We start from the raw sequence: 12,626 nt of genomic DNA on the forward strand, positions 1-12,626 counted from the left end.
AATTAAGCTGCGATCGCTTTAGTCCTGTTTCGTTTACCGCTCTGAATGCGATCTTCTGCTAATCGTTTAGCAGCATCGTTGGTAGTAATTTCCTGCTGTTTAGAAATATCAAAAATTGCTAGTAATGTGTCATAAATGTTATGCACTTGCTTAAAAGCTTTTTCTTCGTCATAGCCAATCATTTCGTTGTAAACGTTGATTAACCCTCCGGCATTAATTACATAATCAGGGCTATAAAGAATCCCTTTTTTGGCAAGCATTTGACTATGTAGTTGCTCATTCTCTAACTGATTATTCGCTGCACCAGCAATAATAGAAGCTTTTAAGAAAGGAATTGTATGACTATTAAGAATTCCTCCTAAAGCGCAAGGAGAAAATATATCTACATCAAGAGAGTAAATTTCGTTGGGTTCGACAATAGTTGCGCCAAAAAGCTGTTTTGCTTCTTCCGCTTTTACTGGATCTACATCACTAACAAAAAGTTTGACATCATGTTCGTGTAAGTGGCGGCAGAGGTTTTTACCTACATTTCCTAAGCCTTGAACTGCAACTTTCATGCCATCAAGTCTTTTGCTTTGCCAACGAGACTCTACAGCAGCTTTAATTCCTAGAAAAACTCCTAGTGATGTTATGGGAGCAGGGCCACCAGATTTTTCTGATACCCCAACAACATGTTTCGTTTCTTGACTGATTGTCCGCACATCGCCGGGGGTAATATTGACATCTTGTCCGGTAATAAAACGCCCATTCAGACTATCAACAAAACGTCCGTAAGCTCTTAATAGATCATCTGTTTTATTTTCAGGATTAGCGATAATGACTGCTTTTCCACCACCAGCCGGGATGTTCGCACAGGCTGCTTTATATGTCATCCCACGACTCAGACGAAGTGCATCTTTTAAAGCAGCTTCTTCGTTGACATAAGGCAAGAGTCTTGTTGCTCCCATCGCTGGACCCAAGGTCGTGTCATGGATAGCAATAATCGCCTTAATTTCGGGATTTTTACCATGACAGAAGAGAACTTGCTCGTGACCCATTTCTCTAACAGTTTCAAATAGCAGCATTTTCACCTCTCGATATTGTTTGGTATTGGTTAGAGAAAGTAATTTGCATTACAAAATGTAAAGATATAGACACAAAAACACTCTCGAATATTAAGATAGGATGAAGTAAGAAAAGACTTAAGGTTCAAAAAGCAAAAGTTCCAGTTGATTGGGTATATTTTTTTAGCTGGAATTGAAGCCTTTGCCATTTCTAAATTCATCCTTTGTCTTTTGCTGAATGGACTAATCCAAAATGGATTAGAAAGTCCGCTTTGTTGAGATGTTTTAGTGTCTATAACCATTGCAGGAATTTGCCAGGTTTAAAAGTTAAACCATTGGAAATGAAACTTGCTTGGCTGGATTTTTAGCCGAATTTGATTTGACTCCTTGTGCTGCTAAACTTTTATTACGTGCACCAGAGGGTGCTGGTCGATCAGCGTCAATCACTACATCGATCAGAAAGGGAGCCTTTGATGCGATCGCTTGTTGTAATGCTGCTTCGATCTCTGACTCTCTGACGACTACGAGGGCTTCTGCTCCCATACCACGAGCAATCATGGCGAAGTTTGTTGGTGGAAGTGTTGCATCTGCGCCCTTTAATCCCAAGATTTTCATCCCCTGATGGCACATGTTGTAACGCGCATCATTGAGTACAATCCAGATTGCGGGAATTTTGTATTTCACGGCTGTGCTGATTTCGTTATTCATCAGCATTGCTCCATCGCCAACAATCCCTACAGCTATGCTATTGCTAGCCAGCGCTGCACCCAATACTCCGGTGACGGCGTGACCCATTGCACCAACTCCGGTGCTGACTCGGTAACGATTGGCTTCGGAAAATTGGAGTAGATGAGTTGACCAAGTAAAGGAGTTACCACACTCCGCCATTACTATGGCGTCGGTATCTTCAACAATGATCTTTTGAATTGCTGCCATCAATACTTCTGGCCGCACAGGATAATCTACCTCTGGTGCAGGTTCAATTGCTTTGGGTTCTGGACGAGGTAGTGACAAAGTTGTGGAATCAGGAGCATCCGGTAATTGCTGCAACAACTCTTCCACAAAAGCTTTGATATCAGACTGAACTGCGAAAGTTTCAACGTGTGGATAGGCTACACCTGGCACTTCGGGATCAATATCTACATGGACAAAACCTCCTTGTGGAACTAGCGCCGAACTCCAGAAGGAAGTTGGTTCACCAAGGCGGGTTCCTAATACGAGTGTGCGTAGTGGAGGTTGCTGTTCCATATAAGTTAAGACGGAAGCATGACCGCCTAAACCTGTAACACCCACAAATTGGGGATGATCTTCAGGGAAGATACCTTTAGCACGGGGTGAACACATGACTGCTGCTCCCGTTCTTTCAGCGAGTTCAATGATTTCCTCTGCTGCGTTACGCGCACCGAAACCAACCCAGATGGCAAAGGGGCCAGATGATAATAACTCTACAGATTTAGCGATCGCTTGTTTGGAAGCAGTCATCGGAAACGGAGTAACATCTAGTTGAGGCAAGGATATATTCTCAACTAAACTTGTCTGCACAGCAGTAGGAATGCTCAAATGAGCGACAAATCCGCCTGGTTGCGCCATAGCCAAAGCAAGTTTGCGGAAAATCTGCGGTAGTTGAGCCGCAGATTCAACAGTGATTGCATAGTTGAATAACGCTCCTGGGGTAAAAATTCCCCCACTGGGCAATGTGTAAGTGCTGGTTTCTTGAATTGCCCAACGTCCACGCTGCGGTGCTGAGGTACAAGCCGACAACAAAATCACCTTTGCACCTTCACCACGAGCCGCAAATAATCCGGTAAGAGCATTAGTGATCCCCGGCCCTGCTGTGGTAAAAACTACAGCAGGGCGATTATTGGCAAAGTATGCTTCGGTCGCTGCAAATGCTGCTCCTGCTTCATGGCGGAAGTTCAACACGTCAATGCTGCTATTTGACAGCGCCCCCCAAAGGCTTGCCATCGCACCACCTGCAACACCAAAGGCGTGGCTTACTCCCAAATTTACCAACATCTGAGCGATCGCATCGGCAACTGAGAGCGTTGGGGGTGTTTCGTCGTTTAAAAAAGGCTGAATTTCGTTGTTATTCTCCGATTCATCAATCTGGCGAGAAACGTCAGACACAGATTCTACATATCTGTTTGCTGCAAATTCCTTGTGTGGCTCAGTGGTGATGAGAGGAGAGTTTGAACCAGTATAATTTTGACTCATTAGTTTCACGCAGTTACATAAAATTACACAAAGTCTTTCTAGTTTACAATCACAGTGATGGCAATATTTAATACAAACGACTCTGTTGCTTTCACAGCTATGACCTAGCTTGGTCGTTCATAAAAACGGTTAATCCCTGCTGATTGATGCTTGTGAGCGCATTACCAAAAACTTTTACCGAAAGCATACAGTAATTAATACTGTGCTTCTTGTGACCAGAATAAGGGACACAAAGACTGTTGTGCAATCAAATATTCTTTGATGAGGATGTCAAATCTTTCGTTTTTACTATCATGACTACAGTGCTTAAGTAGGTTGGCGGGGAAAAAATAAACCATATAAAGGGCTATAAACCAGCAAATAACCTTAATTCAAGCGCTTCTCATAAACTTTACAAAACTCAATATAGTTAAGTTTAATAACGCTGCTCTAATTACTGAGACTCTTGGGGAGGCGTTTACATGGTGATGGGTACTATAATACGAACCTATTTGCAATGAAAAATCTTTTGATAAGGCTGTCAATTTTTTCGCTTTTATCGTGATTAGGACATTTCCAACTTAGTTATTCTGAAAACTGCGATGTCTACGACGGGCTACGCCTACGCTGCAAAAACACATTACCGAATGTACAATAGAAAATCTTTTGATCTGGTTGCCAATTCTTTTGCTTCTAGATTCCCCCCAACCTACGCCACTTTATACAACTGGGAGAATCTTAAAAGTCGTGTTGTTAATGGGTTTGGGGCATGTTTAGTGCGTAAGTCCTAGTTTTCCAGGCTCACCCTGAAGGAGCCTAACAGTCCAGAATAAAGCTTGATTATTCACTCTTGAACTCGCCTTTACAAATTATCAAAATTAAAGCATGAGCCTAATTACAACAGTTGGGCGGTCTTTATATTGCCACTCAGAACTTATTGATGCAATTGTTTGTAACGAGAAACACACAATTTATTGAACTTTTATCTTTCCTTTGAGAGATGGCTAAATACTAAGTAGGGGATTCTTTGATTAAATTTATTATTTTTGACATTATATTACAGTGCCAATTCCGTATTTTATCAACAAAGGTGTTTTTTATGTAACAAAAGCATTTGAACGCACGTAAACTAGCTGTGATACCTCTAATATAAATGTACTTCTGAGGACGGATGACTAAAGATATTCTTCTGTAGTTAAATTCCTGGGAGAGTAGGTTAAGATAATTTAAGAAAATAAGTTGAGGAGTAAAATTTGTTCATTTAAGCCAAACCCAGCACTGCAAATTTATTTATGTTGAGAATCAAACCACTCTACACCAATAGTTGGTCAAAGTCCTTAGTTAGTGAACCATAAACCTTAAGTTGGTTCTGGTGCAGGTGTAATTTAAATGTAAAATATCTTTTCTACTTATAGATTAAAAGTTTTGAACTCTTATCTAATAAGATTCCTTGACTAATCAAAATTTGATTCGTCTAAATTTTGTGTACCTATAAAAAGCTATTTGGTACAAGAACAATAAATTTTAAATATTTAGTTTTTTTAGGGAAATTTGGTTTAATAATTCCTGTTTTATTGGTATGATAAGTTTTGTTAACAGATTTAGTAATATTTTTTAATTTACTAACTAATATTATTTTTGAACAGCCTAACGGTGCCCCAAAGATTTTAGTAAGTTATGACTAAGTTATGACTATTAACTCATTAATGGCTATGGTACTGATTGATTACCAGGAGGAAGTAGGAATATGAATTCTGGCGATTCTACATTAGCTAGATCAAATAATCAATGGGTACTACAACCAGAAGTAGAGATGAAGTTTGCTCAATCTCTAATAAATCACTCTGTAGATGCTGCCTTCTGTTTAGGAGAAAACGCACAGTTTCTCTACGTCAACGATGCCACTTGTCGGATGACTGAGTATTCCCGTGAGGAATTACTTTCCATGAGGCTGCATGATATAGATATAGATTTTTCTCTACACAATTGGTCAGATATTAGCTCCCAGAATTCCCTTACCTTTAAATCTCGCTACCGGACAAAAAGAGGTCGGATATTTCTGGTAGAAATATCCATTAGCCATGTAAAACAACAAGATATGGAATTTGGCTGTGCTTTTGCTCGTGAGATAAGTGATGAAATAGTAGAACTGAGCGTGCAAAAGTGGACTGATGAATTAAGGGATGCCAAAGACAATTTGCAACAGGAATTTTCTCTACTCAAGACAAAAGAAGTAGAACTAGAAACATCTCTTTCTTTACTTCGTTCTACTCTCGAATCTACTGCCATTGGTATTGTTGCAGTTAACTTTGAGGGAGATATTCTGAGCTTGAATCAGAAATTTGTGGATATGTGGCAGATCCCGGAGTCCCTAATACTATCTAAGAAATGTCCTCTATGCAAAGCCTTTTTTGAGAAGCAACTTAAAGATCCCCAAGCCTTTAGTCGGCTGATTTGGGAAGTGTCTAGCCAATCTGATTTCGAGAGCTACGACATTTTAGAATTGAACGATGAAAGAGTTTTTGCACACTACTCTAAACCTCAGTGGCTCGATGGCAAAATTATTGGTAGAGTGTGGAGTATTTGGGACATTACTGAATCGAAACGAACTGAAGAAGCATTACGACTGAACGCAGTTAGATTTCGGACTTTAGCAGAAAGGACAGATACCAGCACTTTTCTGATTCAAGGTGCGCGGCTTTGCTATATAAATCCAGCAGTAGAGCAACTCACTGGCTACACAAAAGAAGAACTGCTAACAGGCTTTGATATTCGCAGACTGATTAAAAACAAAAAACGCAGGCAGATACGTAAGCAGGGTGAAGCAGCTAACTTTGAATATCAGGAGATGAATATTCTGACAAAAAACGGCACAGAGCGCTGGCTAGCTTGCGCGGTTGTAATGCTGGATGGAGGGCTGGATTTTGGGGGAAAACCAGTAGAAATGATTACAGGCATTGATATTACCGATTACAAATATGCAGAATTAGGTCTTAACCAAGCTTTAGAACAAGCAAAACAACTTAGCGAACTCAGAGCGCGTTTTCTTTCTATGGTTTGCCATCAATTCCGTACACCACTGAATATTGTTTCATTTTCTAATAGCTTATTAAAGGAAGAAGTAGACAAACGTACACAGAAGAAAATCCAACCACTACTAGATCACATTCAAAAAGCTACCGAACAACTCAGTCAGATGTTGGATGATATTTTGTTCTTCTCTAAGGCAGAAGCAGCAAAAATAAACTGTGAACCCAAACCACTGGAGTTAGTTGGATTCTGTAATGATTTAGTTGCCCAAATGCAGATAAGTGTTAGGCAAATTCCAATTAATTTTGTAAGTAAAGATAACTCTTTAACAGCCTGCATAGATAAAAAACTGTTAGAGCCGATTTTGAAGAATTTACTCGACAATGCAATCAAGTATTCTCCCTCGCACATTGCAATTGATTTGAGCCTTTATTGCAAAAATGAGAAAGTAATTTTTCAGGTTAAAGATAGGGGGATCGGTATTCCAGTAGCAGATCAACAACGAATATTTGAGCCATTTTACCGTGGTACTAATATTGATAGTATACCTGGTACTGGATTAGGGCTATCAATTCTTAAAACCCTTGTAGATTTACATCACGGTCAAGTCTCTGTAGAAAGTCAAGTGGGTGTGGGTACTACGTTTACTGTGATGTTGCCATTAATCAAATCGGAGCTTTAGTAGTTCCGAGTTATGAATGTTTAAATTAACAGAATTGTTAATTAACAGCTTAACAATCATAACTCTCGGAACGAATTAGTTAATCTCATGCCTATTTACATACTTCGCAAAGACTATACAAAATTATGCAAGAATCACCTAAAAAAATTCTCGTTATTGAAGATGATAACGTTACCCGCAATCTTTATTTAATGGGTCTTGAGGCTAAAGGTTTTGATACGATAGGTGCTGACAACGGTCTTGCTGGTATCCAACAAGCACAAGAGCATATACCCGACTTAGTAATTTGCGATATCACAATGCCTGATATGGATGGTTATAGCGTTTTAACTACGCTACGCCAAGATCCTGTTACAGCAATTATTCCTTTCATTTTTCTGACTGGTAGTAGTACCAAAGCAGATGTTCGCAAAGCTATGGAATTGGGAGCAGACGACTATCTTACCAAACCTTCTACACTAGACGAATTGCTCAGAGCGATCGCTATTCGCTTACAAAAGCAAGCTACTCTCCAATACTGGTGGGCGATGAAATTGGAGAAAGCTCCAAAATCAGTATTTGCAGATAATACTAAAGCGATCGCTGTTGGTGGTGGTGTTGGCGTTGGCGAAGCGGTAGCGACGTTAAGAGCGTCAGCCTCTGGTACAGAAGCCTCTGGTAGAGAAACCTCTGTTAGAGAAGCCCCTGATACAGAAATCATGATCCCTCCCAAGTCAATTTTTCCCTACATTCCCCAATTAAAAGAAGTTTTTGACTTTATCGAAGCTAATTATCATCTAGGAATTACTTTGTGTGACGTGGCTGTTGCCGTTGGTTACTCCCCTGCTTACTTAACTAACAGAGTAGCAAAGCAAACAGGTGAGACTGTAAACTGCTGGATTGTCAAACGCCGGATGGCAGGAGCACGTTTTCTACTCCAAAATAATGAGCAGACAGTTGAGAAAATAGCGAAAGCATTGGGCTATCAGGATGTGTCTCATTTCTCCCGCCAGTTTCGCCAACATCACGGTTTACCTCCCCAAGCTTGGCGCAAAGAGCATCAACTTGTATCACAAAAACAGGTAAAAATTTGGCAAAATTGCTGAAACTTCAAATAAATAGTTGCGTAAACTCATATATTAAATCTACTCTGCCCTTACGTAACATGGCTGGATCTAATCTTTCAGTAGTGTTACAAGTCATCAACACAACTAAGCGTTGCTGCATCTGAATACCAGACTCATCAATTACACTCTGATACAAAGTGCCATCTAGCAAACTCAGAATGTGTTCGGTTTTGTTATTGTATTGCGCTACCTCGGAAGCACGATTTTGCGCTAGATTATCAGCTTCGTTAATAACGATACAAATACGCTCTATGTAAGTCGGTGGGACAAAGTTAGCGATCGCATCATGATCTAAAATAAAAATTACATACCCCAAAGGTACAAGAATTTCTTTTGCTACTGCTTGTGTCCAGACTGTTTTACCAGTACCTGGTTGCCCATGTATAACAACCGCTAACTGGTTTTGATTCAGAATCGCTTGTTGTACAGAATCAGTAAAGTTTTGGATATCTGCTGGAAATGAGCGAATGTTAAATTGACTGTGAACCTTGCCTACACGACTTTGATATCCACTCAGCATCACTGCTAAGTCGTAAGTCGCTTTGTTAATTAGTGGCGCGAGATTTTTCGCCATTAAAGTATATTGTCGTCGCCCGCGATCGTAGGGGTCAATTTGTAACCAAACGTCATACTTCGCCCAGTAAGCATAAACAGTATTGATAACGTCTAAGCGTTCCCAGCTAACAAATCTATCTATAGGAAAATAAAAATCTCTTTCTGAGTAATACTGGGTAATGATGTCAGGATTACCCAACACTCCTAAAACTCGTAGTACAGTAATTTCTTGTAGTCGATTAAGAACATAATCAATGGGAATGCTACTACGACTAACGAATTGAACGATGGGTGTTTCCGTACTCAAAACATCTTTGTAGCGATGATCTGGTGATTGAGGATCTGGCGTGATGTAATTCCAAAACTTTTCAACTTCGTAGCGGGTATTTTCAGATACAACATTTAATAAGTTAGCCCACCAAGCATAATTATTTCGTCCCAAAACATCAGCAAGATTACTCGCTAAATTCAAACTTTTTTGAGTTAATTCGCGGGAGTCACTATACAACAGTTGCCACAAAAACTCCCAGTCTAATTCTCGGTTAAAGGGTCGCCAACCAGTAGCAAGCAAGCTTTGTCGGGTATTATTTGTCGGAGTGCCTTCATTACTTCTAAAATAGTCAAAATCCATATTTATTAGTTATGTAGCGTTAATCGAGTTATTTAAGGTTAAGTATGAGATTTTGAAAAATTTTTCTCGTAATATTAACTAATTGGGTACAAATGGTAATTTTATTTTCACCGCGCTGTACTGGCTAGGAAACCTTTTTAATCTAACTCATTCTTTATGTAATATACTATAATACATAACAACTACCTGTGTCAACTTTTTTGACAAAGCAATTAGTTCTTAATGTGCCTGCGCCATTTATCCATCTCTAGGTGAGGACTAATGCCATCACCGTGGAATTGCTCATAAGATAAAGCACATAACCACATTTTGACTGATGCCATTTCTCTCATTGCTGGCTGGGCTACCCACACAAGTAGGAAAACCTCATCCAGCCTTGAATCTGTTAGGATGCGTTAGGGCTAATGTCCATAACGCACCGAAAATATGGGATGGTGCGTTAGCCTAAGGCATAAGACACCTTACAAAACTGCTGCCAGGGTTGGATTCCGATTAACCGTAGTATCAACCTATGTAGAGACGCAAAATTTCGCGTCTTTTCTAATTAATCAAGTTGAATATTTGCCATTAATTTCTATATAGCCCTCTGAAAGATCGCAACCCCATACAGTTGCAGAGGCATCACCAATATTGAGGCTAACATGAATTCTTACTTGTTCTTTAGACATGATTTGCCGCAACTGTTCCAGATTTTCATCAGTTAAGCTATTAGGATAAACTTTCACATTATCAAAACTAATAACAACTATCTCTGGATTTATCTGCTGTTCATTTTCACATTTACCTATAGCCATAGCAACACGTCCCCAATTCGGATCTGCTCCATAGACGGCGGTTTTTACTAATGGTGAATTCACAATTGCTTTAGCTACTGTTTTAGCTTGTGCATAGTTAGTCGCTGAATCTACAGTCACCTCAATAATTTTGGTAGCACCTTCTGCATCTCTGGCAATTTTCAGCACCAATTCTTGTGCAACTTCTTGCAATGCACTGGCAAAATCTGCTTCTGAAACTTCACCGGCTATTCCATTAGCTAGAATCACGGCGGAGTCACTAGTAGAAGTGTCAGTGTCTACACTCAGGCAGTTAAAGGTTTTATCTATAGTAGAGCGAAAAATAGAACGAAGGCTATTTGCAGAAATTGCCGCGTCAGTAAAAAAGAAAGTTAGGAGGGTAGCCATATTAGGCTCAATCATGCCAACACCTTTAGCAATTCCTACCAGTTTGGCATTGCCTATTTGTCGTGTTGCTAGTTTTGGTACTGTATCGGTGGTCATAATACCACGGGCTGCGGCATGAAAATCAGCATTAGTCAAATTTTTCCCCAATCCTAATAAACCTGCCCGGATTTTTTCAATCGGGTAACGTCTGCCAATTACACCTGTAGAAGCTATCACAATATTATGTGCAGCAATTCCAGTTTCAGTTGCAACTAATTGCAGAACCTCTTGGGCGTCAGCGATACCAACAGAACCATTAGCTACATTTGCATTCTTAGATATAACAACAATTCCTTGTGCTTGTGAATCTTTTAAATTATTACGGCTAATAGTAACGCTTGGCCCGGCAAAAAGACTTTGAGTAAAGACTCCATCAGCAACACAAGGAACTGATGATTTAATAAATACAAAATCATCAGTTGAATCTCGTATTCCTAAATTAGTGATAAATGCACTAAAACCTTGAGGTGTGGAAGATATAGGTAATGACATTTTTCTGAATTTAATAATTTAGATTAATTATCTCATACCATTTACAAAAATATTTATGACACATAAATCGGTTGTAGAGGCTTATATATGCTTCTAGCAATGTATATGTTGCAGAAATTTTATAAAACTTTAATAGAAGCTAAAAACCTATAAATCAGTTAATGTGACCGTAAATATCGTCCATCCATTACTACTTTCTACTTGAATATTTGCTTGCAGTTGTTCGACTAATTTCTGTACTATAGGTAAACCTAATCCCGAACCACCTTGATTCCAGATGTCTGCATTGGTAACGCGATAAAATTTCTCAAAGATTCGTGGTAACTCTGTTACCGAAATTTCTGCTGAATTACTGATAGTAATAATAGTTTTTGCCGGCGCTTCCGAGGAATTTTGATGTACAGTTAGAGCAATTTTACCACCCGCAGGTGTGTATTTACAGGCATTATTGACCAATTCTATTAAAATTCGTTCCAAGCTAATGCCATCTGATAACAACGGCGGGAGATTTGAAGCGAGATTTATCTGTAGAGTTTGCTGATGTTCTTGAACACGGATTTGAAATGGCTCAATAACCCAAGGTAACCACTGTTGTAAGAGCAAGGAATCAGGTGTCATCACTGCATAGGATGAGCTTTCCAGCCGTTGTAAGTCTAGTAGATCGTTAATTAATCCTAGCTCGCGATCGCACTCACCTTCCATCAACTGTAAATAGCGTTCAGCTTCTTCAGTAACAGGAGATAATTGTATCATTTGAATCATTAACTTTATATTACTTAGAGGCGATCGCAGTTCATGGGAAACTAAATTCAAAAAGTCAGTTTTGAGTTGATTTATCTCCTCCCATTGCACCACAAGTTGCTCTTGCTCAATTTGCTTTTGACGCGCCTCAATCGCCCGTTTGCGCTCAGTAATATCTCGAAAAACTAATACAGCACCTGTAATATTATCTTGATCATCTTTGATTGGTGCAACACTGTCATCAATTGGGATTTCTCCACCGTCTTTAGTAATCAGAATAGTTTCTGCTGGAATACTGACGATCATACCATTTTGAAGAACTTTTATGATTGGGCTTTCAATAGAGTTATGAGTTTCTGCATTAGCAATATTGAAGATTTCTGATGAATTTCTACCATAAGCTTCTTCTTGTTTCCATCCGGTTAGATTTTCAGCAACCGGATTCATAAAAGTTATCAATTCTTGCATGTCGCTAGCAATAACACCATCGCTGATACTTTTTAAAAGTGCATCTAGCCATTTTTTATTTACCTTTAATTGCCTTTTTAAACTATGTTTAGTTAGACTTATTTCAATATTTATTTGTAGTTCTCTTTCTTTAAAAGGTTTGATTAAGTAAGCAAAAGGCTCAGTTATTTTAGCTCGAATTAATGTGTTTTCATCTGCATAAGCAGTCAAATAAATTACTGGGATATCCAAACGTTTATAGATTTCTTCGGCAGCTTCTATCCCGTCCATTGACCCTTTCAGCTTAATATCCATTAGCACTAAATCGGGAGATATTTCTACTGCTTTATTAATTGCTTCTTCAGGAGAAGAAGCGATAGCAGGAACCCTGTAACCGAATTTTATCAGTCTATGCTGCAAATCTTTAGCAACAATAGCTTCATCTTCCACAACTAAAATTTTTCCCTTTGTCATATTTTAGTCATT

General features: G+C 39.2%; 7 protein-coding genes. 2 read left to right on the forward strand and 5 right to left on the reverse strand.

What is annotated here, in order from left to right; translation table 11 throughout:
* Nucleotides 1-2: 2 nt before the first annotated feature.
* Nucleotides 3-1,064: a tryptophan dehydrogenase ScyB gene (scyB, locus tag LC608_RS09050; protein WP_229553207.1), complete on the reverse strand. Its 1,062-nt coding sequence runs from the start codon at nucleotides 1,062-1,064 to the stop codon at nucleotides 3-5.
* A 306-nt stretch (nucleotides 1,065-1,370) separates the two neighbouring features.
* A complete protein-coding gene (scyA, locus tag LC608_RS09055) occupies nucleotides 1,371-3,257 on the reverse strand; it encodes a scytonemin biosynthesis protein ScyA (RefSeq protein WP_229553208.1) in 1,887 nt (628 codons plus the stop codon).
* Between the two features lie 1,726 nt (nucleotides 3,258-4,983).
* On the opposite strand from scyA, the gene LC608_RS09060 reads away from it, so the two are divergent.
* On the forward strand, nucleotides 4,984-6,948 hold the full coding sequence (locus LC608_RS09060) for a scytonemin biosynthesis sensor histidine kinase (RefSeq protein ID WP_229553209.1): 1,965 nt from the start codon (nucleotides 4,984-4,986) through the stop codon (nucleotides 6,946-6,948).
* A 125-nt stretch (nucleotides 6,949-7,073) separates the two neighbouring features.
* Entirely contained in the window at nucleotides 7,074-8,033 is a 960-nt protein-coding gene (locus LC608_RS09065) for a response regulator (RefSeq protein WP_229553210.1), read from the forward strand.
* A 4-nt stretch (nucleotides 8,034-8,037) separates the two neighbouring features.
* On the opposite strand, the gene LC608_RS09070 is transcribed toward LC608_RS09065, so the two are convergent.
* The 3 genes from LC608_RS09070 to LC608_RS09080 form a co-directional block, all read right to left on the reverse strand.
* On the reverse strand, nucleotides 8,038-9,240 hold the full coding sequence (locus LC608_RS09070) for an AAA family ATPase (protein ID WP_229553211.1): 1,203 nt from the start codon (nucleotides 9,238-9,240) through the stop codon (nucleotides 8,038-8,040).
* Nucleotides 9,241-9,788: 548 nt separating this feature from the next.
* Nucleotides 9,789-10,952 carry a bifunctional glutamate N-acetyltransferase/amino-acid acetyltransferase ArgJ gene (argJ, locus tag LC608_RS09075; RefSeq protein ID WP_229553212.1) on the reverse strand — a complete coding sequence of 388 codons (1,164 nt, stop codon included), beginning with the start codon at nucleotides 10,950-10,952 and terminating at the stop codon, nucleotides 9,789-9,791.
* A 147-nt stretch (nucleotides 10,953-11,099) separates the two neighbouring features.
* The gene (locus tag LC608_RS09080) at nucleotides 11,100-12,614 is read right to left on the reverse strand and encodes an ATP-binding protein (RefSeq protein WP_229553213.1); all 1,515 of its coding nucleotides are present in this window, start codon (nucleotides 12,612-12,614) and stop codon (nucleotides 11,100-11,102) included.
* Nucleotides 12,615-12,626: the final 12 nt, after the last annotated feature.

Source organism: Nostoc sp. XA010, assembly GCF_020829625.1.
In the GTDB taxonomy this organism is placed as follows: domain Bacteria; phylum Cyanobacteriota; class Cyanobacteriia; order Cyanobacteriales; family Nostocaceae; genus Nostoc.

Excerpts from the sequence above, each read along its gene's own strand:
- argJ (WP_229553212.1), bottom strand. The coding sequence starts at position 10,952 with ATGTCATTACCTATATCTTCCACACCTCAAGGTTTTAGTGCATTTATC.
- LC608_RS09065 (WP_229553210.1), top strand. The coding sequence starts at position 7,074 with ATGCAAGAATCACCTAAAAAAATTCTCGTTATTGAAGATGATAACGTT.
- LC608_RS09080 (WP_229553213.1), bottom strand. The coding sequence starts at position 12,614 with ATGACAAAGGGAAAAATTTTAGTTGTGGAAGATGAAGCTATTGTTGCT.
- LC608_RS09060 (WP_229553209.1), top strand. The coding sequence starts at position 4,984 with ATGAATTCTGGCGATTCTACATTAGCTAGATCAAATAATCAATGGGTA.
- LC608_RS09070 (WP_229553211.1), bottom strand. The coding sequence starts at position 9,240 with ATGGATTTTGACTATTTTAGAAGTAATGAAGGCACTCCGACAAATAAT.
- scyB (WP_229553207.1), bottom strand. The coding sequence starts at position 1,064 with ATGCTGCTATTTGAAACTGTTAGAGAAATGGGTCACGAGCAAGTTCTC.
- scyA (WP_229553208.1), bottom strand. The coding sequence starts at position 3,257 with ATGAGTCAAAATTATACTGGTTCAAACTCTCCTCTCATCACCACTGAG.